The organism is Rhodococcus sp. O3, from assembly GCF_048897285.1.
GTDB lineage: Bacteria > Actinomycetota > Actinomycetes > Mycobacteriales > Mycobacteriaceae > Rhodococcus.
Genome location: NZ_JBMBTE010000006.1, coordinates 66,769 through 91,549, shown reverse-complemented (window position 1 = coordinate 91,549; position 24,781 = coordinate 66,769). Strand labels below are relative to the sequence as shown.

At 67.4% G+C, this 24,781-nt stretch carries 25 protein-coding genes; 16 read left to right on the top strand and 9 right to left on the bottom strand.

Going from position 1 to position 24,781, the window contains the following annotated elements:
• Nucleotides 1–28: 28 nt before the first annotated feature.
• Nucleotides 29–991 (bottom strand): TIGR03621 family F420-dependent LLM class oxidoreductase, encoded by a 963-nt coding sequence (locus ACN675_RS03910; RefSeq protein WP_420749602.1) that lies wholly within the window; start codon nt 989–991, stop codon nt 29–31.
• A 128-nt stretch (nt 992–1,119) separates the two neighbouring features.
• Between ACN675_RS03910 and ACN675_RS03905 the strand changes: the two genes are divergently transcribed.
• Nucleotides 1,120–2,313, top strand: coding sequence for an aspartate aminotransferase family protein (locus ACN675_RS03905; RefSeq protein WP_420749601.1), 1,194 nt, complete (start codon nt 1,120–1,122; stop codon nt 2,311–2,313).
• 31 nt (nt 2,314–2,344) lie between these two features.
• Here ACN675_RS03905 and ACN675_RS03900 read toward each other — a convergent pair whose 3' ends face one another.
• The gene (locus ACN675_RS03900) at nt 2,345–2,608 is read right to left on the bottom strand and encodes a hypothetical protein (protein WP_420749600.1); all 264 of its coding nucleotides are present in this window, start codon (nt 2,606–2,608) and stop codon (nt 2,345–2,347) included.
• Nucleotides 2,609–2,722: 114 nt separating this feature from the next.
• On the opposite strand from ACN675_RS03900, the gene ACN675_RS03895 reads away from it, so the two are divergent.
• Nucleotides 2,723–3,412, top strand: a complete 690-nt coding sequence (locus ACN675_RS03895; RefSeq protein WP_420749599.1) for a hypothetical protein — start codon at nt 2,723–2,725, stop codon at nt 3,410–3,412.
• Here ACN675_RS03895 and ACN675_RS03890 read toward each other — a convergent pair.
• The gene (locus ACN675_RS03890) at nt 3,392–4,081 is read right to left on the bottom strand and encodes a PhzF family phenazine biosynthesis protein (protein ID WP_420749598.1); all 690 of its coding nucleotides are present in this window, start codon (nt 4,079–4,081) and stop codon (nt 3,392–3,394) included. The two genes, ACN675_RS03895 and ACN675_RS03890, sit on opposite strands and share 21 nt — an antisense overlap.
• Before the next feature lie 82 nt (nt 4,082–4,163).
• Between ACN675_RS03890 and ACN675_RS03885 the strand changes: the two genes are divergently transcribed.
• Together ACN675_RS03885 and ACN675_RS03880 are read left to right on the top strand one after the other, a co-directional pair.
• Nucleotides 4,164–5,084 carry a hydrogen peroxide-inducible genes activator gene (locus tag ACN675_RS03885; protein WP_420749597.1) on the top strand — a complete coding sequence of 307 codons (921 nt, stop codon included), beginning with the start codon at nt 4,164–4,166 and terminating at the stop codon, nt 5,082–5,084.
• A 67-nt stretch (nt 5,085–5,151) separates the two neighbouring features.
• Nucleotides 5,152–5,529, top strand: a complete 378-nt coding sequence (locus tag ACN675_RS03880; RefSeq protein ID WP_420749596.1) for a VOC family protein — start codon at nt 5,152–5,154, stop codon at nt 5,527–5,529.
• Between the two features lie 9 nt (nt 5,530–5,538).
• On the opposite strand, the gene ACN675_RS03875 is transcribed toward ACN675_RS03880, so the two are convergent.
• Complete coding sequence (locus tag ACN675_RS03875; RefSeq protein ID WP_420749595.1) at nt 5,539–6,084, bottom strand: twin-arginine translocation pathway signal; 546 nt, start codon at nt 6,082–6,084, stop codon at nt 5,539–5,541.
• Nucleotides 6,081–6,761, bottom strand: coding sequence for a hypothetical protein (locus tag ACN675_RS03870; protein ID WP_420749594.1), 681 nt, complete (start codon nt 6,759–6,761; stop codon nt 6,081–6,083). Before ACN675_RS03870 ends, ACN675_RS03875 begins: the two co-directional genes overlap by 4 nt.
• An 881-nt stretch (nt 6,762–7,642) precedes the next feature.
• On the opposite strand from ACN675_RS03870, the gene ACN675_RS03865 reads away from it, so the two are divergent.
• Nucleotides 7,643–8,245: a hypothetical protein gene (locus ACN675_RS03865; RefSeq protein ID WP_420749593.1), complete on the top strand. Its 603-nt coding sequence runs from the start codon at nt 7,643–7,645 to the stop codon at nt 8,243–8,245.
• Nucleotides 8,246–8,387: 142 nt separating this feature from the next.
• Here ACN675_RS03865 and ACN675_RS03860 read toward each other — a convergent pair whose 3' ends face one another.
• The 3 genes from ACN675_RS03860 to ACN675_RS03850 are packed head-to-tail and all read right to left on the bottom strand — an operon-like array spanning nt 8,388 to nt 10,927.
• Nucleotides 8,388–9,761, bottom strand: coding sequence for a cytochrome P450 (locus ACN675_RS03860; protein ID WP_420749592.1), 1,374 nt, complete (start codon nt 9,759–9,761; stop codon nt 8,388–8,390).
• 55 nt (nt 9,762–9,816) lie between these two features.
• Nucleotides 9,817–10,008, bottom strand: coding sequence for a ferredoxin (locus ACN675_RS03855; protein WP_420749591.1), 192 nt, complete (start codon nt 10,006–10,008; stop codon nt 9,817–9,819).
• Nucleotides 10,009–10,066: 58 nt separating this feature from the next.
• Nucleotides 10,067–10,927: a mycofactocin-coupled SDR family oxidoreductase gene (locus ACN675_RS03850; RefSeq protein ID WP_420749590.1), complete on the bottom strand. Its 861-nt coding sequence runs from the start codon at nt 10,925–10,927 to the stop codon at nt 10,067–10,069.
• Between the two features lie 587 nt (nt 10,928–11,514).
• On the opposite strand from ACN675_RS03850, the gene ACN675_RS03845 reads away from it, so the two are divergent.
• The 6 genes from ACN675_RS03845 (at nt 11,515) to ACN675_RS03820 (ending at nt 18,488) form a co-directional block, all read left to right on the top strand.
• Complete coding sequence (locus tag ACN675_RS03845) at nt 11,515–12,351, top strand: SDR family NAD(P)-dependent oxidoreductase (protein WP_420749589.1); 837 nt, start codon at nt 11,515–11,517, stop codon at nt 12,349–12,351.
• A 213-nt stretch (nt 12,352–12,564) separates the two neighbouring features.
• Nucleotides 12,565–13,212: a TetR/AcrR family transcriptional regulator gene (locus tag ACN675_RS03840; protein WP_420749588.1), complete on the top strand. Its 648-nt coding sequence runs from the start codon at nt 12,565–12,567 to the stop codon at nt 13,210–13,212.
• Nucleotides 13,213–13,264: 52 nt separating this feature from the next.
• Nucleotides 13,265–13,459, top strand: a complete 195-nt coding sequence (locus ACN675_RS03835) for a ferredoxin (protein WP_420749587.1) — start codon at nt 13,265–13,267, stop codon at nt 13,457–13,459.
• Between the two features lie 25 nt (nt 13,460–13,484).
• Nucleotides 13,485–14,726 carry a cytochrome P450 gene (locus ACN675_RS03830; RefSeq protein ID WP_420749586.1) on the top strand — a complete coding sequence of 414 codons (1,242 nt, stop codon included), beginning with the start codon at nt 13,485–13,487 and terminating at the stop codon, nt 14,724–14,726.
• Between the two features lie 93 nt (nt 14,727–14,819).
• On the top strand, nt 14,820–15,989 hold the full coding sequence (locus ACN675_RS03825) for an amidohydrolase family protein (RefSeq protein ID WP_420749585.1): 1,170 nt from the start codon (nt 14,820–14,822) through the stop codon (nt 15,987–15,989).
• A 51-nt stretch (nt 15,990–16,040) separates the two neighbouring features.
• A complete protein-coding gene (locus ACN675_RS03820; RefSeq protein ID WP_420749584.1) occupies nt 16,041–18,488 on the top strand; it encodes a CoA transferase in 2,448 nt (815 codons plus the stop codon).
• A gap of 64 nt (nt 18,489–18,552) precedes the next feature.
• On the opposite strand, the gene ACN675_RS03815 is transcribed toward ACN675_RS03820, so the two are convergent.
• The gene (locus ACN675_RS03815) at nt 18,553–19,755 is read right to left on the bottom strand and encodes a cytochrome P450 (protein ID WP_420749583.1); all 1,203 of its coding nucleotides are present in this window, start codon (nt 19,753–19,755) and stop codon (nt 18,553–18,555) included.
• A gap of 272 nt (nt 19,756–20,027) precedes the next feature.
• Here ACN675_RS03815 and ACN675_RS03810 point away from each other — a divergent pair, with 272 nt between their 5' ends.
• From ACN675_RS03810 to ACN675_RS03790, 5 genes are all read left to right on the top strand, one after another.
• Nucleotides 20,028–20,633, top strand: coding sequence for a TetR/AcrR family transcriptional regulator (locus ACN675_RS03810; protein ID WP_420749582.1), 606 nt, complete (start codon nt 20,028–20,030; stop codon nt 20,631–20,633).
• Between the two features lie 298 nt (nt 20,634–20,931).
• A complete protein-coding gene (locus ACN675_RS03805; RefSeq protein WP_420749611.1) occupies nt 20,932–21,645 on the top strand; it encodes an MlaE family ABC transporter permease in 714 nt (237 codons plus the stop codon).
• Nucleotides 21,646–21,651: 6 nt separating this feature from the next.
• A complete protein-coding gene (locus tag ACN675_RS03800; RefSeq protein ID WP_420749581.1) occupies nt 21,652–22,497 on the top strand; it encodes an MlaE family ABC transporter permease in 846 nt (281 codons plus the stop codon).
• A gap of 10 nt (nt 22,498–22,507) precedes the next feature.
• On the top strand, nt 22,508–23,761 hold the full coding sequence (locus tag ACN675_RS03795; protein WP_420749580.1) for an MCE family protein: 1,254 nt from the start codon (nt 22,508–22,510) through the stop codon (nt 23,759–23,761).
• Complete coding sequence (locus ACN675_RS03790; RefSeq protein WP_420749579.1) at nt 23,758–24,780, top strand: MCE family protein; 1,023 nt, start codon at nt 23,758–23,760, stop codon at nt 24,778–24,780. Before ACN675_RS03795 ends, ACN675_RS03790 begins: the two co-directional genes overlap by 4 nt.
• Nucleotide 24,781: the final 1 nt, after the last annotated feature.

Here is a 24,781-nt window from a genome sequence, read left to right as displayed (position 1 = left end):
ACAGGCAGGCTTCGGGAACGGCGAGCGGTCAGTCGGCCGGCGCGGGTGGGCGCTCGGTCTCCCGGACCCGCGCGATCACCCGAGCGAAGACATCCCGGTACGGGGCGTGCACCGTGAAGTGGGTGAAGCCGTATCGGTCGCGCGCGTTCAGGATCTGCGTGGCCATCTCCTCGACCGTGCCGATCAGCAGGAACGGGGTGTCGAGCAGGTCGCCCACCGGCAATCCGAGTCTGTGCGCGACGGAAGCCGCCGCCGCTTCCCGGTCGTCGGTTTCCAGCACCAGTTGGACCAGTGTGTGCCACTCGAGGTGGTCGGCGCGCGGCCCGGCGCAGGCCCGCGCGAACCGGACGCGGTCGTCGGCTTCGGTGGCCGTGCCGATCCGGAAGGTGCCCGGTGGACGGCCTCGCACCTGGTACGCGCCGGCGACACCGACGATGTCCGCGTGCGCCGCCGCGATCGCGAGGATCCGGTCGCCGGTGCCACCGACGATCAGCGGCGGGCCCTCACCGCCGAACCCGTGCCGTTGGACCGGTCGGAGGACCGGCATGCCGAAGGCGTCGCGCATCGCGGCCTGCGGCTCGTAGCCGGGATTCGCGAACAGCCGCCGTAGTTCGGCAAGGGTCGCTTCGAGGCGGTCGGCGCGGGCGCCGAAGGGTTCCCACGCGATTCCGGCGGATTCGAACTCCCACCTCATGTGGCCCGCGCCGAGGCCGACCTCCAGCCGTCCGCCGGTGAGCGCGTCGGTCGTGGCGATCTCTCGGGCGAGGAGCGCCGGATTCCAGAATCCGGCGTTGAGCACCAGGGTCCCCACCCGCAGCCGCTCGGTGGCGTGCGCGGCGGCCACCAACGTCGGGAACGGTGCGGGCACGCCGAGGTGATCCGCGGCGAAGAGCGCGTCGTATCCGGCCTCCTCGACGGCCCGGCAGGACCGTGCGAAGGCGTCCGGGGACTCGATGCCGAGTACGTTGACGGAGAACCGGAATCCGGTCATGCGTTCCAGCGTGGCGCACGCACGTCCTGCGCGCCAGAATCGTTGCCGGTACGTACGATGGCCGACGGGCATCGAACGGTTGTGGACGGGAGTGGATCGTGGGCGCGTTGTGGCACGGATTTGCCGACATGGGCGCGATCGAACGCGACGGAGCGTTCGTCGTCGCTCGCGGTGAGGGCGCCTACATCTGGGACGACGCCGGCACCCGCTATCTGGACGCGACTGCGGGCCTGTGGTTCGCGAACATCGGGCACGGCCGCGCCGAGATCGGCGAGGCCGTGGCCGCGCAGCTCGCCAAGGTCGCGCACTACTCGAACTTCGGGGATCTCGCGCTCGAGCCGACGGTCGCGCTCGCCGAACGACTTTCCGCGATCGCGCCGGTCCCGGACAGCAAGATCTTCTTCACCTCCGGCGGCTCCGATTCGATCGACACCGCCGCGAAGCTGGCCCGCCGCTACTGGCAGGAGATGGGCCGGTCCACCAAGACGCTGCTCGTCGGACGGCAGAAGGCGTATCACGGCATGCACATCGGCGGCACGTCGCTGGCCGGCATCCCCGTCAACGGCGAGGGATACGGGCAGCTGTGGGACGACACCGCGACGGTGCCGTGGGACGACGCGAAGGCGCTGCTCGAGCTCATCGAGTCCGTCGGTGCGGACACCATCGCCGCGTTCTTCGCCGAACCGATCATCGGCGCCGGTGGGGTGTACCTGCCGCCGGAGGGCTATCTCACCGAGATCCGTGACATCTGCCGCGACCACGACATCCTGTTCGTCGTCGACGAGGTGGTCACAGGATTCGGTCGCATCGGTGGATCGTGGTTCGCGTCCTCACGGTTCGATCTGCAGCCCGACATCATGACCACCGCAAAGGGTCTGACATCCGGTTACCTGCCGATGGGCGCGGTGTTCGTCGCTCCGCGGGTGGCCGAGCCGTTCTTCGCCGGTGGGGTGTGGTGGCGCCACGGCTACACCTACGGCGGACACGCGGGGTCGGCCGCGGCGGCGCTGGCGAACCTCGACATCCTCGAGAACGAAGGGCTGCTCGACGAGGCCGCACGGCTCGAGAGCACCTTGCACACCAAGCTTGCAACGCTCGCGGACCACCCCCGTGTGGCGGAGATCCGCAGCGGTCTCGGTGCGGTCGCCGCGGTTCAGCTCGCCGACCCGACCGAGGCGCCGGGATTCGTGAAGGCGCTGCGCGCACAAGGTATTTCGGGTCGCGCAGCGGGTCAGGGTGCGATGCAGATCTCGCCGGCGTTCGTCATGACCGACGAGCAGGTCCAGGATCTCGTCGACGGATTCGCGGTCGCACTGGGCTGACTGCGTCAGCGGTGGCACTGGGCTGACTGCGTCAGCGGCGGCGCAACAGCCTGCGCAGTGTCCGGCGCAGCCGGGTGACCGGTGTCGCCGGAATCTCCGTCAGCGGAACCTCGCCCGCGGAGTCGTGCGCGGCCGTCGCCTGCGCGTACCGCTCGTGCAGCACCGAGCGCACCTCGTCCGGGGTGTAACCCCGCCGCTTGCGTTCCGCACGCACCGCGACCGCGCCGGTCGCCGCGACGCCGACCACACCGGCCAGTCCGACCAGCTTCCACCACTGCCTGCCCCGAAGTGCCATGGCCCAGACCCTATCGGGACGACGGTGTCCGTCGCCCGGCCCACCCGCCTACCCGGCCACCCCGGCCGGACCGGTCGCGGGAGCCGGTCACCCGGGCATGGAAGGCTGTCGGGCATGGAGCACAGCGCGACACGATCCCGGATCACGCTCGACGAGGCGGTGGCGATCACCCGCACCGGTGACCTGTGGATCTTCCGGGGCAGCAGCGGAGCCGATCGTGCGATCCAGGCGTTGACGAACGCGCCGGTCAATCACGTCGGAATGGCGGTCGTCCTCGACGACCTGCCGCCGCTGATGTGGCACGCCGAGCTCGGAAAGAGCCTGCCCGACATGTGGACCGGCCGGCACCAGCGCGGCGTGCAGTTGCACGATCTGCGCAGTGCGGTGCAGGTGTGGAGCGCCCGGTACGGGCAGCGGGGCTGGCTCCGGCAGATCTCCACGCAGATCAGCCCGGAGCAGGAGGACCAGTTGCTGCGGTCGATCGCGCGGCTCGACGGCACGCCGTTCCCGTCCACCGCGAAACTGACGGGCCGCTGGTTCGCCGGTCGCCTGCCGCGGCTCCGGAAGCCGTCGGACGTGAGCATCGAGAGCGCCTATTGCGCCGAGGTCGTCGGGATGACGATGGAGGAGATGGGCCTGCTCGAACAGCGGCGGCGGGGCAGCAACTGGTACGACCCGGGCCGGTTCTGGAGCGGCGACCGCCTTCCGCTGGCACCCGGAGTCGAGTTCGGAAGGGAAATCGAAGTCCTCCTCAGCGAGGAGGATCTCGCGGCCGGGCGGCGGTCAGCGGGCGAAGGAGCGTGACTCGCAGCGTTCGACGCGACCGCCGACCTCGACTCGCCCGTCCGACAGCCAGGCCGTCCGGATCCGCGATCCGCGTCCCTGGGTGATGTCGAGGTCCCGGCCGAGGTGGGCGGTGAGCCGGACCGCAGCGGCCCCGGTCGCCTCGTCCTCGGGAATGCCGAACGCGGGCGCGAACATCCGTGCCCGGACGGTTCCGGCTGTTTCCCCGGTCCAGGCCCACACATACCACTCGGCTGCATCGGCGAAGTCTCCGGAGCTGCACCGGTCCACGTCTTCGGGGGCCGGCCGCTGATCGAGCACGAACGGCGGTGCCCAGTCCGCACGCGCACCCACCCAGGTGAGATCCCCGTCGTAGCGCACCGCGACCGGCCCGGCCGGGACCTCGAGGGTGTCGATCGGGGTTCCGCGATCGCGGAGCCACCAGGACAATCCGACCGTGGGATGACCGGCGAACGGAAGTTCCTTCGCGGGAGTGAAGATTCGGGCCTGGGCGCGCGTCCCGCCGGGTCCGGGCGGTCGGACGAAGATCGTTTCGCTGTACCCGAGTTCGGCCGCGATCCGCTGACGGTCGGCGGCGTCGACGTCGTCGTCGAGCACGATGCCGAGCGGGTTGCCGTGTTCTCCGCGGTCGTCGGTGAAGACCCGGACGACGTCGACCTGAATCGTCATGAACGAACAGTAACCCCCGCTGTATTCGTTCGTCGCGCCCGAGTCTAAAGGGAAATCTATCGGTCGGGATATACTGATAGGCGTGTCCGATCAGCAGTATCAGCCGACCCTGTCGCAGCTCCGTGCCTTCGTCGCGGTTGCGACCCACCGTCACTTCGGGACGGCGGCTGCGCGCTTGAACGTGAGCCAGCCGACGCTGTCGCAGGGACTCGCGGCCCTGGAGTCCGGTCTCGGCGTGCAGTTGATCGAACGCAGCACCCGCCGCGTGCTGGTGACCCCGGACGGTGCGCGCCTCCTGAATCAGGCCAAGGCCATCGTCGACGCGGCCGACGGATTCGTCGCCGCCGCCGCGGGCGTCACCGATCCGCTGACCGGACCACTGCGTCTCGGCCTGATCCCCACCGTGGCGCCCTACGTGCTGCCGACGCTGCTGCCCGAACTGCGGACCCACATGCCGTCGCTGTCGTTGCACGTCATCGAGGACCAGACGGCCCGGCTGCTCGAGTCGCTGCGCGCGGGGACCCTCGACGTCGCGGTGCTCGCGCTGCCGTCCGGATCGACCGGCCTGATCGAGATACCGCTCTACGCCGAGGACTTCGTGCTCGTCGTACCCCCGGACCACGCGCTCGCCGGTCGGGACGACGTACCGCTGACCGTGCTCGACGAACTCCCGCTGCTGCTCCTCGACGAGGGCCACTGCCTCCGGGACCAGACCCTGGACCTGTGCCGCTCTGTGGACGCGCATCCGCTCTCCGGCGACACCCGGGCGACCTCCCTCGCCACGGTCGTGCGCTGCGTCGCCGGCGGGCTCGGCGTCACGCTCATTCCGGCGTCGTCGGTCGCGGTCGAGTGCGCCACCGGCGATCTCGCGGTCGCGCGATTCGCCGAACCGGTTCCGGGCCGCACGATCGGTCTCGTGTTCCGTTCGTCGAGCGGGCGCGCCGAGGACTATCGCGCGCTCGCCGATGTGCTTCGGGAGGTCGCCCCGGAGGGCGTCCGGTAGCGGGGCACCCGATCGCCCCTTCTGCCGAACAGCTGCGGTCCGGCGGCGCGGGGAGCACCATGGCGGCATGTCACGCCCCGAGATCGGTCTGCAGGTGTTCGTACTCGACACTCCCGACCCGCGCGGTCTGGCCGCGTTCTACGCCGCGCTGCTGGGCTGGGAACCGGATTCCGACGCCACCGACGACGACTGGGTTCAGCTGCGGGCACCGGCCGGAGGAGGACTGGCGTTCCAGCGGGCACCCGGACACGTCCCCCCGAGCTGGCCCGCCGAGACCGTGCCGCTGCGCGCCCACCTCGACCTGGCGGTTACCGACCTCGAGGCCGCGGAGCGCTGGGCACTGCAGCACGGCGCGGTCCGCGTGATCGGACCGAATCCGAGCCCGACGTTCCGCACCTACCGCGACCCGGGTGGCCACGTGTTCTGTCTCGTCGTCACCGGATGAGCAGACCGGTCACACCGGATCGAACGCGGAGATGAGCCACCTCCCGTCGACCTCGGTCAGCGACACGAGCACGCTGCTCGACATCGCCGTCGGGTCGGGTCTGTCGGCGCTCGTGGTCACTTGATTGGTGAAGACCAGCACGGTGGCCGCACCCGCCTGCAGGTCAGAGACCGCCGCGCGCACGACCGAGGCGGTCGCGGTCACCGACTTCTCGCGCGCGGCCGGCGCGACGACCCGATCGGTGAACTCCGTGAAGTACGTGAGGAAGTCCCCGGTCAGATACGACTTTGCGGTCTCGAGATCCGCGTCGATCGTGTCCGGAGAGTAGGACAGCAGTGCCTCCGATCCGGCGGTGGCGGCGTCGAGCGCCGCGAGCGCCGCGTCGTCGCCGGTGCGGGCATCCGTCCGGTACAGGCCGAAGTACAGCCCCGACGCCACCGAGACGGACACGATCGCGAGAAGCGGCAGCACCATTCGAGCGGACACGAGGCGTCGCAGCTTCCCGGCTGTGGTGCTCACGGGGTCGGCGGAATCATTCTCGAAATCGTTGTTCACGGCACGAACTCCACTTTCGACATCTTCAGCTGGTCACCGTCGCGGGTGACGGTCACGCTGAGCCGCCACACCCGCGGCTCCTGATCGGCACCGGCCGCGTTGGTCACCTTCGAGGTCGCGGCGACCAGCACGACCGCGGAGTCGTCGGTCATCGACTCCACCGCGGCTGCGTCGACCGTGCCCTGGGTCGCGACGTTCGACCGCTCGATGACGTCGACGAAGTCCTGGGCCCGGTTCCGGAAGTCGTCGTGGAACTCACCGGTCGAGTTGTCGAGGACCCGCTGAACATCGGCGTCGGCGTCGTCGAAATCGAGCGTGGTCAGAGTGACGACACCCTGCCGTGCCGCTGCCTCGAACTCCGCCGCGCGGCGGTCGCGATCGCCGGCCTCGGCGTGATGCCACAGCATGTAGGCACAGGCCGCCACGGCTGTGCAGATCGCCACGCTCGCGGCCACCGCCGCGAGCGCCCGTCGTCGGCTGCCGGATCTTGTGCTTCCGGTCCCGGTCGATTCCGCCTCGGTCGTCTCCTCGGGGTCGTCCGAACCGGCCGTACGTGCCTGCAGGCGGAGGCGCGCGGCGCGAGCGCGCGCTTCGGCTGCGACCGCTTCGGCTTCGGCTTCTTCGGCGGCGAGGAGCAGGGACTCGGCGTCGGTCGACGACGGCACGTGGTCCGGCATGTGTACCTCCTCGGCTCGGCACGGCACGGGCGCTCCGCCTGTACGCTTCCGCATTCTCGGGGCCGGCGTCAACGTTCGGTCCCACGAATGTGTCTCGCCGACATCCCACATGTCAGCACGAAATGATCCGGAACGCAGGGAGAATCGCACTCGCGCTGTGATGTGCCACAGTTGCGGACTGTTCCGTCGGATGCCGGAGGGCGCACCGGTACGCGAATGCTGTTGGACAGCAACGCGATCGGTCATCGATCTCGAAGAGTGATGCGTGACCGGTTCGGTCGGGCCGTGGCCCGAACTACGGATGCGAGCCGAAAGTGTCACTGCTGTAGTTCTATTCGCGGGACGCCGGTGTCGAACGAGTGGGCGATCGTCCGAACGCGGTTACCCGGCGGACCGGCCCGTCCGACGCGCCCCCTCCCGGGGCGGTGACCGGCGGGCGGCCGGGCGGAGGGGTCGATTTCTCGTCTGTTCGCGCAGCGCCGGCGATGAGTATCGGCGCCGCTGCCGAACGCTCGTAAAGCGTTGTTGCGGGCAATGGTTGGAGCTTCAACCTAGCGCGGACGCGACGACCCGGCACGAGATCGAGTCGGCGCGCCTGCGGTGGACCCAGGTGTCGAAACTGTCTCGAATGAGACCCTTGTCACATCTGTCAAACCAACCTACTGTGTGTTTACTAGGTTCTGCGGTCCGCAGGGGGTTGCCGTGCCACACCGTTGTCGTGCGACGCGCACGGGGGTGCGCGTGTCGCCGAGGGCCGGTGGGGATGCAGTTCGGAAGTACCCGGGACACCAAGGTCGATGGAGTGCACTGCGTCCATCGGCAGGCGTCGGACCGGTCGTTCGTCACGGTAATTCGGTCTCGTCAGGCAGAAAGGAACTTCCATGACAGCTCGGCAGTTCGACTCGGCTTACCGGAAGGGCTCGGGGGACGAGGGGTCGCGGGAGAACGGGTCGTCAGCGGAATCCGACACTGTCGACTCGCGATACCGCCTCGACGTCGTCGCGCTGAATACCGCGGACGTCGTCCGGTTCGCCGGTGGTTGGCTGTTCGATCGCGTCATGGCCGGATGGAACGTCACGGTCTTCGTTCAGGATTCGTCGGATCTGCGTCCGCTGCGGATCCTGGGGGTGGGCACGGGCGATCTCGAATCCGTCCTGACGACCCGCCGCAAAGGGTTGTACCCGCACACCGTCGCCGTCGAGGCGGACCTGTACAGCTCCGATACCCGGGTCCGGGCCGGGGTCCACGCCGCTCTGGGGCACCACCCCACGGAAGTGACGCTGTGGGGCGATCGAATTCCGCCCGAGCTCGACAGCGAGGTACGGCTCGTGCAGCACCGCCTGAGTCTGGCTGCGAGGGCGTTCAAGGCCCAGGCGCTCGTCGCGGCGGGGGCGAGCGCAACCGACGTGGCCGCCGCCGAGACATTCTGTACCGGACGGTTGTCGCGGCCTCGCGTGCGATCGGACCTTCTGCCCGCCGGGTGATTCCCGCGCCGGTGCGGGGCGATCGAGACTCGTCCTCGCGCACGATCGCCTCGACCATCTCCTGGGAAGTGGTCGAGTCCGGAGGTGGTCGAGGCGGGGCGGCAGTGTGCGTGTTCGGTGGGTGTTCAGTTCGGACGGTCGATCACTGCAAATCACCGATCTTCGCTGCGTCGCGGCGTACCGTCACCGGCTCCGCGAGACGCTGCTCGTCGCACAGACGCTGGAGCTTCTCGAGTGTTTCGTCGAGGCCGGGACCCAGCCGTGGTCCCGGTGTGAAGGTGGCCGGCAGATTGCGCATGCCCTGGATGACGCCGATCGTCTCGTAGTGGACAGTGCCTTCCGGATCGCACCGGTAGTCGGGCATACGATCGAGGACCGCGGTCACCATCGACTTGAACACCGTGCGCGCCACATTGGACCCGATGCACCGATGGATTCCGAGTCCGAAACTGAAATGGCGATTGGCCTTGCGGTCCATGATGATTCGGTTCGGCTCGGGGAACAGGGACGGGTCGCGGTTGGCCATCGCCCAGGACAGCCACAGACGCTCCCCTTCCTTGAACTCGGTGCCGGCTGCTTCGAAGTCCGCCGCGATCGTACGTCCGTCACCGGGCGCGGGCGTGAAGTAGCGAAGGAACTCCTCGGTTGCGGAGTCGAGCAGAGAGTCACGTTCGCGGCTGAGTTCGTCGCGGTGTTCGGGATTCTGGGACAACCATTCGAGGGCGTGTGCGGTGAGCGCCGTCGTGGTGTCGAAACCGCCGCCGATGATCAGCCCCAGCATCCCGAGCAGCTCGAGGTCGGGGGCGGGCTCACCGTCGATGCGCAGTTCGAGGAGCGCGTTGACCAGTCCCGGCCGCGGATTCTGGCGGATCTCGTGCATGTTGGTGAGCAGGTCCAGTCCCATTGCCCGGTGCATCTCGGCGACGCGCGGGGCGTCGGGAGAACTCTCCGGTGTGTACACCGCCGCGTGGACCGGTTCGCTGTAGATCGACCACTGCTTCAACGGAATTCCGAGCATCGCCAGGGTCAGCACCGCGGGCACGACATTGGCGAGGTCGTCCACGAAGTCGATGCGGCCCTGCTCGATCTTCTCGTCGAGGCTCGCGCGGACGACCTCGTCGATGAACGGCTTCCACCGCTGCACCGCGGCCGGCGACAGATAGGGATTGAGCACCGAACGGTATTCGCGGTGTTCGGGGTCGTCCATCTCCAGGATGCCGCCGCGCACGAGTGACGCGCGCTGGGCGGTCGGGATCGAGATGCCCTTGTAGCCCTTGCGTTCGTTGTTGATGTCGTGATCGTTCGAGATGTGCGGGCAGCGGGCCAGTTCGAAGACCGCGGCGCTGCTGCTCGCGACCCAGTGGCCGTCGTAGGTGTCCGTCCAGGCGACGGGGCAGGTCTCGTGCATATCCTGGGTGATCGATTCGAACCGATGCCGGTACTCGGGTTTGTGGCGGTCGAAGTGGTATCGGTTCTTCTTGCGATCTTCGTCGGTGACGATGTTCTCGGTGGTCACGATGTGGCTTCCCTCGGCTGGTCGCGGTTCACGGCGCACGTCTGTTCGGTCGGGGTCAGAAGATGGAGACGGCTTGTTCGGGGCACGATCGTGCCGCCTCGCGCACCTGCTCTTCCTGATCGGACGGGACTCGGTCGTACACCGCGGACGCGTGGCCGTCGATCTCACTCAGTTCGAAGGCGCCCGGGGCGCTCATCGCGCAGAGCGTATGACCCTGGCAGCGTTGCGAATCGACTTTCACCTTCATTGACTTGTCCTTCGAGTTGTCGTGAATCCGTGCCCCGTAGGGGAGATGAACAGGGGGATCAGACGTGGTAGTCGTACCACTTGAGGTAGCCGCCGCCGTCCACGCGCAACTGCACACCGGTGACGTAGCGGGCTTCCTCGGAGACGAGGTAGACGATCGCGTTGCTGATGTCCTCGGGCTCGACGTACGGGATGCGCATCGCCTGCTGAACCCCGAAGGCCGGTTCGGCATCCGCGCGGGTCGGGTGCTCGAGGTCGGGACGGAACGAGCGGTACATCGGCTCGCTCTGCAACATCGCGGTGTTGCAGTTCGTCGGGTGGACGACGTTCGCGCGAATGCCGCGCGGCGCGAGGTGGGTGGCCAGGTCGTAGACGTAGTGCGTCAGTGCCCGCTTCGAGTGCACGTAGGCCATACCGCCGAGGTCGGCGCCCGGGTTGTCGACCTTCGCGGTGTCCATGAGGGCCGCAGTCGACCCGGTAGCGACGATGGCGGCGCCGTCGCCGAGATGGGGGAGCGACACCTGGATGGCGTTGATCGTGCCGATCAGGTTCGTGTCGATGACGTCGCACCAGGCCTGGATCTGCGGCTCGCCCTTCATTCCCGCGACGCCGGCCTGCGCGACGACGATGTCGAGCTTCCCGAACTCGGCGATGCCCGCGTCGAGCGCCGCACGCAACTGCGCCACATCGCGCACGTCCGCCTGCGCGGTCACGATTCGGCGTCCGGTCTTCTCGACCAGCCGGGCCGTTTCCTCGAGATCCTCCGGGCGGGCCATCGCGTAACCGATCGTCGGGATGTCCTCGCACAGGTCGACGGCGATGATGTCCGCGCCCTCCTCGGCCAGGCGAACCGCATGGCTCCGGCCCTGACCGCGCGCGGCGCCGGTGACGAACGCAACCTTGCCTTCAACTCGTCCCACGATCTTTCCCTCCTGTGTCTGTGGTCTCTCGGCCGCCGGCCGTGGCGCCGGGCGGAACCGGAGGATGCTGCTCGGCTGTCGGTCGTGTGCCTCGAGATATGCGGGTGTCCGCCGCGCGGTCGTGAAAGGAAGCTGTGTGGGGCATGCCCCGGTCGAATCACCTTCGCCTCGGAACAGAATGGTAATTCCGAGTGATGAGAATCATACTCTGCAAGGCGAGGTCGGGCAAGGATTCGGACATTCGTTTCCCCTCGGGGCGTGGGCGGCGGAGCCCGAAATGTGGCCGGTCCCATATTCGTTCGCGCAGCAAATGGTCTCCGCGCCGTGGAAGCGGAAGATCGTGCCTTCCACGGTCGAATGCCTGCGAAAGACCGGATTCCTCGTCCTGGGGAACATTCTTTCCCGTACCCTCGCGGCCGGTGGGGCTCTGCGTCGCGTTCAGGGATCGATGCAGGTGAAACTCGCTTCCGGCGCCGACGCATGTCAGCGGCGTTGCGGTCTCGGCGATGTGGGATGCGTCCGAGGTGGTCGGATCGCTGCGAATGTGCGTCCAGGGCGGTCTTCCGAATCGAAAGGGAATCGAATCGATGGTCAACGAACTGACCGGCAAGGTTGCCGTCGTCACCGGTGGAGCATCGGGGATCGGCCGCGCGATCGTCGAGCGGTACGTCGCCGAGGGTGCTCGGGTGGTCGTCGCGGACGTGGAACGTGAGCGTGCGGAGGAGCTGGTCCGTGCCTGTGGCCCGGCCTCGGTGTTCCGGTACACCGACGTCGGGGACATCGAGCAGGTCGCGGCCACGGTCGAATTCGCGGTCGAACGCTTCGGCGGACTCGATGTCATGTGCAACAACGCCGGCATTCCGGGCAAGATGCACAAGGGTTTCCTCCACGACGACCTCGCCGACTTCGGCAGGGTCATGGCAGTGAACCTGCTCGGTGTCATGGCTGGCACTCGGTACGCGGCCTCGTTCATGGCCGAGCACGGTGGCGGGTCGATCGTCAACATGTCCTCGATCGGCGGGATCCAGGCCGGCGGTGGCGTGATGACCTATCGAGCGTCGAAGGCCGCGATCATCCAGTTCACGAAGTCGGCGGCGATCGAATTGGCGCAGTACGACATCCGCGTCAACTGTATTGCGCCGGGCAGCATTCCCACGGCCCTGCTCACCACGTCGATGAGTGCGATGGCCGACGAGCGCAGCGAACGGCTCACGCGTGCGGTCCGTGCCTCGATGCAGACGGATCGCCCGCTCGAACGGGACGGGACCCCGGAGGACGTCGCCGAAGCCGCGCTGTACTTCGCGGGGGATCGGTCGCGTTATCTCACAGGGACGGTGCTTCCCGTCGACGGTGGCACCACCGCGGGAAAACCGTTGCGCCGGAAGCCTGCTCCCGCACCGGCCGCCCCTGCGTCGACGTCCTGAGCGGAGACCGGCAGGCATCACGCCGCGGATCGGCAATTTAAATCAACTGCTTGACTTAGCTGCAACCGTCGGTTTTACTGTGACGGGGATCACGGGGGATGGGATCGAGGGGCCACCCGAGTGAAGGCTCGGGTGGCCGCCCCCGATCGCAACGTCCTCACCCGGAACGAGAGCCGACGCCTCGCTGGGTGGGGCACACAAGGAGCGGATGCGATGACCACCGCGAATCGAACAGCTCGCGCCGAGCGTGTCAGCGCGACCCGGGGGGCGATTCTCGCGGCCGCCGAGCGGTTGTTCGCCGAACGGGGCATCGCGTCCGTCTCCAACCGGCAAATCAGTGAAGAGGCCGGACAGGGCAACAACGCTGCTGTCGGATACCACTTCGGAACCAAAGCCGACCTGGTCCGGGCCATCGTGCGCAAGCACAACGCGCACGTCGAACGGCTCTGCCATCGGATGGTTGCGCAGGTCGGCGACTCCGCCGATGTCCGGGACTGGGTGACCTGCCTGGTGCGCCCGCTGACCGAGCATCTCGATTCGCTCGGAAACCCCACGTGGTACGCACGATTCAGTGCACAGCTCATGCCCGACCCCTCGTTCCGCGACGTGGTCTCGGAGGAGTCGCTGACTTCGCAGTCGCTGCTGACCATCATCGCGGGACTGGAACGGTCGTTGCCGGACCTGCCGCCCGATGTTCGCCGCGAACGCTTCGCGATGGCCCGCCTGCTCATCGTGCACACGAGCGCTCAGCTCGAGCGCACGCTCGCGGACGGCGGCACCGGCTCCGACTGGACCGCGACCGGCACCAGCCTGATCGACGCGATCACCGGCCTGTTGCTGGCACCCGTCACTACCGGCTGACCTCCGGTTTCGGGCACCACGGCCCACATCCGTACCCACGAAGGAAGACGCCATGAAGGTCTACGTGGACCAGGACAGATGTATAGCCGCCGGGCAGTGCGTCGCGCACGCCGACGAGGTGTTCGACCAGCGAGAGGACGACGGCATCGTCGTACTCCTCGACGACAGCCCCTCGGAGGACCTCGCCGGCGGTGTTCGCGAGGCCGCGTCGATGTGCCCCGCACTGGCCATCCGCATCGAGGAATGACCCACGACCGATCACGAGGAGCGAGATGTTCGACACGCTGGCAGGACCCGAAAGCGTCACAGCCGCAGACATTCCCGAGTATCCCATGGACCGGGCCGCGGAATGTCCGTTCGCGCCGCCGCCACGGGTGCTGGATATGGGCGCGCAGCGCCCGCTCAGCCGGGTTCGCATCTGGGACGGCAGCACGCCGTGGCTGGTCACCGGCTATGCCGAACTCAAGGAGCTGATGTCCGATCCGCGGGTCAGCGTCGACGACCGCAAGCCGGGCTTCCCGCACTGGAACGAGGGCATGCTCTCGACGGTGCACAAGCGCCCGCGCTCGGTGTTCACCTCCGACGGGGAGGAACACACGCGCTTCCGGCGGATGCTCACCAAGCCGTTCACTCTCAAGCGGGTCGACGCGCTGCGCCCCGCAGTCCAGCGGATCACCGACGAGCACATCGACGCGATCCTCGCCGGACCTCGGCCCGCGGATCTCGTCACGGCCCTCGCGCTCCCGGTTCCGTCCCTGGTCATCAGCGAGATGCTCGGTGTGCCCTACGAGGACCACGAGTTCTTCCAGGCACACGCCACGATCGGCGTCGACCGGTACGCGACCGCCGAGCAGGCCGCCGAAGGCCGGACCGGTCTGGCGAAATACCTGATCAAGCTGATCGAGTCGAAGATCGACGAACCCGCCGAGGATGTCGTGTCCGAACTGGGCGAACGCGTCCGGGCCGGGGAGATCAGCATGAAGGAGGCTGCGCAGCTCGGCACCGGTCTGCTCATCGCCGGGCACGAAACCAGCGCCAACATGATCGCTCTCGGCACCCTGGCGCTGCTGCGCAACCCCGAGCAGCTCGCCGTCGTCCGCGACACCGACGACAAGAAGATCCTGGCCAACGCGGTCGAGGAACTGCTGCGCTACCTGAGCATCATCCAGAACGGTCAGCGCCGCGTCGCGGTCGAGGACATCGAGATCGCCGGCGAGACGATCCGCGCGGGGGAGGGCATCATCGTCGACCTCGCACCGGCCAACTGGGATGCAAAGGCATTCCCCGAACCGGAGAAACTGGATGTGCACCGGCCGGCTCGCATGCACGTCGGGTTCGGGTTCGGGCCGCACCAGTGCGTCGGACAGCAGCTCGCGCGGGCGGAGCTGCAGATCGTCTACAGCACGCTGCTTCGCCGTATTCCGACTCTGCGCCTGGCGATTCCGTTCGAGGACGTCGAGTTCAAGCACGACCGTCTGGCGTTCGGCGTCTACTCTCTGCCGGTCGCGTGGTGACCACCCGTCCGGTCCGACGAAACCTCGACGGGCATCACACCGATGTCGCGTCGCGAAATGTGTGAACCAATCGATCCGAAACGGAGGGTCACGATGCCGGTTCCGAACGCGAGCTCGTTGCTGTATCCACCCGAGGGATTCGGTCCACCGAAGGACCGGCGCGGTCACGCCGCGGGTGGGGTGGGATTGCCCGCCGGGACGAAGGTCTTCTCGGCCGACAACCACATCTCGCTCGCCGACGACATCTTCTTCGAGCGATTTCCGGAAGAAATGAAGGACCGGGCACCGCGCGTCTGGTACGAGGAAGGCGCGTACCAGCTCGGGCGCAAGGGAAAGTCGTTCCTCCCGGGCGATTTCAGTCACGTACTCATGCAGTACGACCCGTTGGACGGGTCCGGAAGTACGAACCTCGAAGCCCGGATTCGCGATCTCGGCGAGGACGGCATCGATGTCGAGCTCGCCTTCCCCAATGCACTCCTCGCGCTGTTGTTCTACCCGGACAAGGAAGTTCGCGAACTGTCCTTCCGGATATACAACGAGTACATCGCGGAACTGCAGGAACGGTCGAACGGCCGGTTCTACGGGGTCGGACTCATCAACTGGTGGGACGCGGCCGGTGCCCGGCGCACGCTCGCCGAACTGAAATCGCTCGGCCTGAAGACCTTCCTGCTTCCACTCTCGGCGGGCAAGGACAACGACGGCAATCAGATCGACTACGGCAGCACCGCGATGATCCCGGTCTGGGACGAGATCGAGGCGTCCGGAGTCCCGCTCTCGCACCACATCGGGGAAGCGCCGCTGTCGAGCCCGTGCGAGATCAACAGCGTCGCGGTCGGCATGATGCACAACGTCGCCCCGTTCCGGGAGATGTTCGCCAAGTACATCTTCAGCGGCATCATCGATCGTCATCCGGCACTGCGGATCGGCTGGTTCGAAGGCGGGATCAACTGGGTGCCGGCCGCCATCCAGGACGCCGAGCACCTGCTCGCCTCGTTCCGGCACATGCTGGACCGTCCCGTCGAACACGACATCCGGCACTACTGGGACGAGAACATGTGGGCCTCGTTCATGGTGGATCCGCTGGGACTGTCGATGGCCGACGAGATCGGAATCGGCAAGATCATGTGGTCGTCCGACTATCCGCACAACGAGAGCACGTTCGGATACTCGGAAAAGTCCCTCGCCGCCGTGGTCGAGGCGGTCGGTCCGGAAGCCGCGGCCCGCATCGTCAGCGGGAACGTGATCGATTTCCTCGGTCTGTGACGGTGCCCGAACGGCCCAGTGCTTCGAGACCGGAGGAGGACCGAGAGATTCGTGGACGGCAACGATGGAGGCGGGGCCGGCTCGGCCCCGCTGAGCGGACACGTCGTGGTGGAGTTGTCGACGGGCATCGCCGGTGCCTACTGCACGAAGATGCTGGCCGATGCCGGCGCCGACGTGGTGAAGGTCGAACCACCCGGCGGCGATCCGTTGCGGACCTGGAGCGCCTCCGGTACCCGGATCGAATCCGGCAGCGACGGAGCGCTGTTCGCGTTCCTGGCAGGAGGCAAGCGCAGCGTCGTCGCGGATCCCGACCTGGAGGAGGACCTCGACACGGTCCACGCGCTGCTCGAGACCGCGGACGCGGTGGTGTGGTCACGAGGATCGGCGGTCGCCGAACACCCGTCGCTGCGCCCCGAGCAGCTCCGGCAGGCGCATCCGCACCTGACCGTCACCGCGATCACTCCGTTCGGTCTGGACGGCCCGTGGAGCAACCGGCCGGCCACCGAATTCACCGTCCAGGCGTGGTCCGGCGGGATCATCGGGCTCGGGCGCGGCGCTCCCGACCGCGCACCGGTGCACATCGGCGGCAGGATCGGGGAATGGCTGACCGGTGCGACGGCCGCTGCGGCCGCGCTGGCCTCGCGGGCGCGCACCCGGCTCACCGGCGACGGAGAACTGGTCGACGTGTCCATGCTCGAGACCCAGATCCTCTGCCTGACCTACCATCCGGTCTCGTTCTTCGACGGACTCGATCGCCCGTTCCGCACCGAGCGGCGGCTGACCGTACCCGGGGTGGCCACCGCGCAGGACGGTCTGGTCGCGCTGGGGTGCGGAACCGCGCAGCAGTGGTTCGATCTGTGCGTCATGGTGGGGCACCCGGAATGGATCGACGAGGAATCACCGCTGTCCATCACCGAACAGGCCATCAAGATGGCCCCGGAGATCCGGGCGTGGATCGCGGAGCGGCCCGTCGAGGAGATCCTCGACTTCGCCGCAGCCCTGCGGATTCCGAGCGGTCCGGTCGGCAACGGGGAGAACGTCACCGGAATCGATCACTACCGCGTCCGGGGGACGTTCACGGACAACCCCCGGGGAGACTTCGTCCAACCGGTTCGCCCGTACCGCATCGAGCCCGGCACGCTGCCCGAACCGCGACCGTCGCCCGCCCTCGGAGAACACACGCGGGACTGTCGCCTGCGGGTCGGGACGCCACGGCCGGTGGACAACCGCGCCGCCGGTTCGGCCGGCCCTGGCCCGGTTCGGCCGTTCGACGGCCTGCGCGTGCTGGACATGACGAGTTTCTGGGCAGGACCGTCCTGCACCCACGTCCTCACGATGCTCGGCGCCGATGTCGTCCACTTGGAATCGGCCTCGCGCCCGGACGGTACCCGGCTGATCGCGGGAGTGCCGGTGTCCGAGGACGACTGGTGGGAGAAGTCGCCGATCTTCGCCGCTCTGAACACCGGCAAGCGGAGCCTGGCCCTGGATTTCCGCTCCGAACGTGGTCGTGAGGTGCTGCGCCGGCTGATCGCGACGTGCGATGTGATCGTCGAGAACTACACCCCACGTGTACTCGACCAGATCGGGCTGGATTTCGCCACCGTTCGTACGTTGCGTCCGGACGCGATCCTGGTCCGCATGCCGGGATTCGGGCTCGACGGTCCGTGGCGCGACAACCCGGCGTTCGCCTACGTCATCGAGGACAGTTCGGGCCTGAGCTGGCTGACCGGTCATCGCGATCAGAATCCGGTCGAGCCGTACTCGGTCGGCGATCCGAACGCCGGTGTCCATGCACTCGTGGGGCTGCTCGTGGCGCTCGAACAACGCCGCCGCACCGGTGAGGGCGCGCTGGTGGAGGCACCGATGGTCGATGCGGCGCTGAACATCGCCGCGGAGCAGGTGATCGAGTTCTCCGCGTACGGAACGCTTCTCGAGCGTGACGGGAATCGCGGTCCGGTCGCGGCGCCACAGAACCTGTACCGGACCGAGGAACTCGACGAGTTCGGGCGACCCGACTGCTGGGTGGCCGTCGCGGTCGAAACCGACGAACAATGGTCGTTCCTGCGTGCCGCGCTGGGCGATCCCGGATGGGCAGCGGATCCCGAACTCGACACCGCCGAGGGACGGCGTCGCCACCACGACCTTCTCGACGAGCAGCTGGCGCGGTGGTGCCGGGTCCGGACGGCGGACGAGATCGTGGAGGTGCTGTGGGGTGCCGGTGTGCCGGTGGCGAAGGTGATGCAACCGCACCGGCAGAGCGAGATACCGCAGCTCGCGCACCGGAGATTCTTCGAGGAACTCGACCATCCGGTTTTCGGCACGGCGCGGTACAGCACGATGGCGGCGCGATTCTCCGAAGGACCGTCCGACCTCCACACCCGCCGCGCACCGCTGCTCGGCGAGCACAATCACGAGATCCTCGCCGAACTCGGATTCGACGACGCGGAGATCGCCGCGCTCGAAGACGACGGTGTCCTCGGGCGCACACCGGTGTGGTGACGGGACGATGTACCCCGGAGACGACGAAACGCCGCCGGAACCGGCGGCGTTTCGCTGTCCGCAGTCAGGGAACGATGGTGGGCAGCGTGTCCCAGCCGCGCACCGTCGACGTCGGCGACAGCGCGGCGTTCGCCGCGTCGACCTCCCACTCGGGGAAACGCTTCAGGATCTCCTCGAGTGCGACCCGGCCCTCGAGCCGGGCCAGTGCCGAACCGAGACAGAAATGCGTGCCGACACTGAAGGTCAGATGCTGGCGGGGTTCGCGATGGATGTCGAAAACGTCGCTGTCGGGACCGAACTGGCGGTGATCGCGATTTGCGGCGCCGATCAGGAACATCATCACGCTGCCTTCGGGAACGTTGGTGCCGTGGAACTCGACGTCCCGGGTCACGTAGCGCGCGACGTGCGGTGCCGGTGGCTCGAACCGCAGCAGTTCCTCGATGGCCTTGGGGATCAGCGTCGGATCCTCGGCGAGTTGTCGTCGCTGGTCGGGGTGCTCGGCGAGTACCTTGCCGGCCCAGCCGATGAGCCGCGTCGTGGTTTCGTTGCCGGCCCCGGAGACGACGTTCACGTAGGTCAGGAGTTCGTCCCGGGTCAGCCGACGAACCGTCCCGGTCTCGTCCTCGAACTCGACCTCGAGCAATTCGGTCATGATGTCGTCCGACGGATGCTCGGCGCGCCAGTCGATGTAGGCGCCGAAGATGTCGCCGCTGACCATGCCGTCGGACGCGGCCTTCATTCTTCCGCCTTCCTCGGTCCGCATCTGCTCGTTCGCGAAGTCGCGGATCGCTTCCTGGTCCTCCTCCGGGATGCCCAGAAGCATGCCGATCGTCCGCATCGGCATCTGTGCGCCGATATCGGCGACGAAATCCAGGCGGCCCGATCCCACGTGAGGATCGAGTGCCTCGGCGCAGAACTGGCGGATCTTCGGCTCGAGAGCCTGGATCTTGCGCGGAGTGAACATCCGCGCCAGCAGTTTTCGATGGATGTCGTGGATCGGAGGGTCCTCGAAGAGCAGCACGCCGGGCGGAATCGCGATGTTCGCCTTGATGAGTTCGAGAATGGCCCCGCGAGCGGAGCTGAACGTCTGGTAGTCGACGAGGCCCTGATTCACATCCGAGAAGCGGCTCAGCGCGTAGAAATCGTGGGTTTCGTTGTAGTAGAGGGGCGCTTGTTCGCGGATACGCTTGAACATCGGGTAGGGATCGGCATTGATCTCGACGTCGTACGGGTCGTATCGAATGTCGCTGGCTGCGCTGGTCGTCACAGGTCTGCCACCTTTCGGAGGATTCGTATTCGCGTGCGCGCTGGGCAGGACTGCAGTCGGAACGATTTCATCGACTGCTACCAGTGTCGGGCCCCGAGTCTTGCGATGCAAGCATTATTCTCTGATTCTGAGAGTAGAGTTCTCATCCAGCACCGGATCGGGACGGGGAGGCCCGAAAGGTGCGAGACGGCAACGTTTTCGGAATGCGGCGCTTTCGGAGTGCGGCATTCCCGTGATCCCCCGTGGGTCCGACCATCGACCGGGAGGGTGCTGTGCAGGTCACGAGGTCCTACGACGCGCTCCTGTCCAAGGGGGAGGATCGCCGGCTGCAGATCGTCGCCGCCGCGCAGCGCATCCTCACGCGCAACGGCTGGCGCGGTACGACGCTCGCGCAGATCGCGCAGGAGGTGGGGGTCACCCCCGCCGGCCTGCTGTACCACTTCTCGTCGAAGGAGCAACTGCTGAACGCGGTACTCGACGCACGTGACGCGGACGATCACGCGCGCGCCGATCCGGCCGGGGATCTGGCCGAGGAGATCCGGAAGACGGCCTGCCGCATCGAGGAGTCGCCGGAGTTGGTGGGGACGTTCGTGGTGATGCTGGTCGAGAACCTGATGCCGGACGCGCCCCTGCACGGTCGGCTGCTCGACAGATGGCGTCTGTCCGTCGACATCGTTGCCGAGACGATCCGCTCCCACCAGCGTTCGGGCCGGTACCGGGAGGACGTCGACGCGTCGGTGCGGGCGGTCGAGATCATCGCGTTCATCAACGGAATGGAGATCTCGTGGCTGCTCGATCGGACGATCCCGCTCGGGGACGTCGTCGCCGAGTACTCCCGTTCGCTCGATCGGGATCTTGTCGCGGTCGTGGTGGAGTGAGCGCCGAACGTCGTCACCGCAGCGGTGCAGTTCGTGGGATCAGTTGTGCGCCAGAATCGTTGCTCACAACTCGCGGAGCTTCGGTCCTTGAGTTCTGACGAATCAACTGTAAGCTTTACGACAAGCGAGAATGTCGTTCGCAGATAGGGCAACGATGCGATCCGAAATCAGAGAATCATCCTGGGGACGGGGTGTCTCCGGTGCGCCACGGGAGTGGCCTGTGCCGGGCGGATGGGTGCGCGGACTCCTCTCGGGCGACTGGTCGGAACCGGCTCGTGCGGTCGGGGGACTGTTCGCGATGTCGGCCGACGCGGTGAAGTTCTTGTTCCGCAGTCCTTTTCAAGCGCGAGAGTTCCTGGAACAGTCCTGGTTCGTCGTCCGGGTGTCGCTGCTGCCGACGCTGCTCGTGGCGATTCCGTTCACGGTGCTCGTGAGCTTCACGCTCAACATCCTCCTGCGCGAGCTCGGCGCCGCCGACCTGAGCGGGGCGGGTGCGGCATTCGGCGCGGTCACGCAGGTCGGACCGATGGTCACCGTGCTGATCGTCGCGGGTGCGGGAGCGACCGCGATGTGCGCGGATCTCGGCTCGCGCACGATCCGCGAGGAGATCGACGCGATGGAGGTTCTCGGAATCGACCCCGTCCAGCGCCTCGTCACACCGCGGATGCTCGCATCCGGTCTCGTGGCGATGCTGCTCAACGGACTGGTCTGCATCATCGGGGTGATGGGCGGCTACACCTTCTCGGTGTTCGTCCAGGACGTCAACCCCGGGGCATTCGCCGCCGGAATCACCCTGCTGACCGGCATCGACGAGGTGATCATCTCCTCGGTCAAGGCACTGCTGTTCGGTCTCATCGCAGGACTCGTCGCGTGCTATCGCGGGCTGACGGTCTCGGGTGGTGCGAAAGCGGTGGGAAACGCCGTGAACGAAACGGTGGTGTACGCGTTCATGGCACTGTTCGTGGTCAACGTCGTGGTGACGGCCATCGGAATCCAACTGACGGCCAGGTGACGACACGTGCCCCCGAGTTCCGAGTACGCGCGCACCGTCAACCTGTTGCGGCGTCCCGTCGACGGACTCGGCCGGGTCGGCGATCACGCGATCTTCTACGTCCGTGCTCTCCTCGGCGCCCCCGTCGCGGCCTGGCGCTACCGGCGGGAAACCCTTCGGCTGATCGCCGAAACCAGCATGGGTGCAGGAACTCTCGCGGTGATCGGCGGGACCGTCGTCATCGTCGGATTTCTCACCCTGGCGACCGGCGGCACCCTCGCGGTGCAGGGCTACGCCTCGCTCGGGAACATCGGCATCGAAGCGCTCACGGGTTTCCTCGCCGCGTTCATCAACGTGCGGATCTCCGCGCCGGTCGTCGCCGGGATCGGTCTCGCCGCGACCTTCGGTGCCGGCGCCACCGCACAACTCGGTGCGATGCGGATCAACGAGGAGATCGACGCACTCGAATCGCTGGGCATCGAACCGATCGCCTACCTCGTCGGCACGCGCATCGTCGCAGGCCTGATCGCCATCACCCCGCTCTACGCACTGGCCGTGGTCGCCTCGTTCCTCGCGAGCCGATTCACGACCGTGTTCCTGCTCGGTCAGTCCGCCGGACTCTACGACCACTACTTCGCGACGTTCCTGAATCCGATCGATCTGCTGTGGTCGTTCCTGCAGGCGTTCCTCATGGCGTTGACAATCCTGTTGATACACACGTACTTCGGGTTCTTCGCCGCCGGTGGACCTTCGGGGGTCGGCACCGCCGTCGGTAACGCGGTGCGCACGTCGCTCATCGCGGTCGTCTCCGTCACCCTGCTCGTCTCGCTGGCGGTCTACGGCGCCAACGGCAACTTCAACCTGTCCGGATAGCGAGGTGGAAATGGGACCGAACGTGCTCCGGCCCCTTGCCGGGCTCGCGGCGATCGCGGTGCTCGCCACCATCGTCGCCGGTGCGGCCGCCATGTTCGACGGCCGCTTCACCGGCAGTGTGCGGATCACCGTGCTCTCGCCCCGCGCCGGACTGGTGATGTATCCCGACGCGAAGGTGAAGATGCGCGACGTGACGGTCGGCAGGGTGGACTCCGTGACGGCCCGGCCCGACGGCCTGGCCGAGATCGCCCTCGCGCTCGATCCTGCACAGATGGCGGCGATCCCGTCGAACGTCTCCGTCGACATCGCGTCGACCACCGTGTTCGGAGCCAAATTCGTGCAGTTCCTCCCACCGGACAACCCGTCTCCGGTACCTCTGCAGGCGGGTCGGGTTCTCGAATCGGAGCACGTCACCGTCGAAATCAACACCGTCTTCGAACAACTCGTGAACGTCCTCGACCGGATACAGCCGGAGAAGCTGAACGAGACGCTCGGGGCGGTCGCCGCCGCGATGAACGGCCGCGGCGACCGGTTCGGGCAGATGCTCGTCGACCTCGACTCCGTTCTCGGCGCGATCGAACCGGCGCTGCCCGCGCTGGCCACGGACCTCGCGCTGGCGCCGGCGGTGGCTTCCACCTACGCGGACACCGCACCCGACCTGATCACGACCGGCGCGAACGCCGCATCCATCGGCGACACCGTCGTCGACGAACAGCACAATCTCGACGCCTTCCTCCTCGGGATGATCGGGCTGTCCGACGCCGGACAACCCGTTCTCGCCGAGAATCGGGACGGGCTGACGACGCTGCTCGATCTGCTGGTGCCGACCACGACACTCACCGACGAATACAACGAGGCGCTGACCTGCTCCCTGACGGGCCTGGCCTTCCTCGCCGATTCGAAACCGGTGGACGTGGAAGGGCTCGGGCTGTCCGCGAACTTCCTGTGGGGTACCGACCCGTACCGGTATCCGGAAGACCTGCCGAAGGTCGCCGCCTCCGGTGGTCCCCAGTGTTCGGTCCTGCCGGTGCCGTACGAAGGCCGTCCGCCGTTCGTCGTCGCCGACGTCGGTGCCGACCCGTTCGATTCCGGACGACAGGCGGTCACCGTCGAGGGTCTGTCGGAGGCGCTGCTCGGGCGGGTCGCCGGACCGGCAGCACCGGATCCGGCACCGGCGACACCGTTCGGCATCCCGGCCCTGCCGAACCCGATTCCCGCCCTGCCGAATCTGTTTCCCGCGCTACCGGACCGGGGGCCGCGATGAGCAGCCGCAACGGCCCGATCCTCCGATTCGGGGCCTTCGCCGTCGTGATGCTGGTGCTGTCCGGCCTCCTCGTCCTCGTCTTCGGGGAGTACCGGACCGGTGCGACGACCACCTATTCGGCAGTGTTCGAGGATTCGTCGGGTCTTCGCTCCGGCGACCCGGTGCGGATCGCCGGTATCCGCGTCGGCACCGTCGCCGACGTGTCGTTGCGCGACGACCACTCGGTCGCGGTGACCTTCGACGCGGACCGCGACCTCGTGCTCACCACCGGCACGACGGCGGCGGTGCGGTACCTGAACCTGGTGGGGGACCGCTATCTCGCGCTCCAGGAAGGGCCGGGGTCGACGCAGATTCTCCCCGCCGGCGCCGAGATCCCGGTCGAGCAGACCGCGCCGGCCCTGGATCTCGACCTGTTGCTCGGCGGATTCAAACCCGTCATCGACAGCGTCGATCCGACCGAGGTCAACGCACTCACGTCGTCGTTGCTGCAGATCCTGCAGGGCCAGGAAGGCACCGTGGAGTCACTGCTGGCACGGACGTCCTCCTTCTCGAACGAACTCGCAGCGAACAACGAGATCGTGCAGAGCCTGATCGACAATCTGAACCGGGTGATGACCACGCTGTCCGACAGTGGCGGCGATTTCGCCGCGACGATCGACCGCCTCGAACGGCTCGTCGGCGAACTGTCGGCGGAACGCGACCCCATCGGTGCCGCGATCGAAGCCCTCGACACCGGCACGGCGTCGATGACGGACCTGCTCACCCAGGCACGGCCACCGCTCGCGGGCACCGTCGACGAACTCGCGCGGCTGGCACCACTTCTCGACGACGACAAGCAACGTCTCGACTCCGCGCTGGAGAAGGCCCCCGAGAACTTCCGCAAGCTCGTGCGGGTCGGCGCGTACGGAAACTTCATCCAGTACTACATCTGCGCCATCTCGGTGCGGGTGACCGACGAGAACGGCGAGACGGTCCAGTTGCCGTGGATCGAACAGGACTCGGGAAGGTGCGCTCCCTGAC